The 657-nt window shown below is 69.7% G+C and carries 2 protein-coding genes; both read right to left on the bottom strand.

What is annotated here, in order from left to right; translation table 11 throughout:
- Positions 1–170: 4'-phosphopantetheinyl transferase superfamily protein (locus HUK84_RS21710; protein WP_176641983.1), on the bottom strand; the 170-nt coding region annotated here is incomplete at its 3' end.
- Positions 167–657: ACT domain-containing protein (locus HUK84_RS21705; protein WP_176641982.1), on the bottom strand; the 491-nt coding region annotated here is incomplete at its 5' end. The genes HUK84_RS21710 and HUK84_RS21705, both read right to left, overlap by 4 nt.

Raw genomic sequence — 657 nt, 5'->3', positions numbered from 1 at the left:
GCCCAGCGCTTGGCATAGGCGCCCAGCCGCGCCTGGCCGTTCCGCCGCTCGGCGCGCCTGCGCTCGGCCTGGGTGAAGACGCGGTCCAGGAAGCGCTCGCCATGCCGGGCGATCACCCGCTCGATCCGCCGGATGTCACAGAGGTCCGAACCGATCCCGATCAGGCTCATCCCTTGGACCGCTCGACCTGGACGACCCCGTTCGCTGCGCGCAGCGCCGCGATGACCGAGGACAGGTGACGCAGGTCGCGGACCTCAATGTCCGCCAGGATCTCCATGAAATCGAGCTGGCGGTTCACGATGCGCAGATTGACCACCGTGCCCTCGTGCTTCGACGCCGTGTTGGTCAGGGTCGCCAGCACCGACGGCTCGTTGGCCGCGATCACGCTCAGCCGGCCGACATGCGGCTCGGAACTGCCGCGGCCGATCAGGTCGTAATCCCAGTCCACGTCCATGAAGCGCTCGGGCGTCGCGGCGAAGCTTTCCAGGGTCTGGCAGCCCGCCGTGTGGATGGTGATCCCCTTGCCCGTCGCGACGATACCCACGATCCTGTCGCCCGGCAGCGGATGGCAGCATCCGGCGAAATGCACCGCGATTCCCGGACCGATCCCGGCCAGGGCCATGCCGCCGCCCGCCTTGGGCCGGGTCGCTCCGCGGG

The organism is Nguyenibacter vanlangensis (assembly GCF_013376155.1).
In the GTDB taxonomy this organism is placed as follows: Bacteria; Pseudomonadota; Alphaproteobacteria; order Acetobacterales; family Acetobacteraceae; genus Gluconacetobacter; species Gluconacetobacter vanlangensis.
Note: the sequence above shows the minus strand (reverse complement) of the source record. Positions and strands in the feature narration are given on the sequence as shown.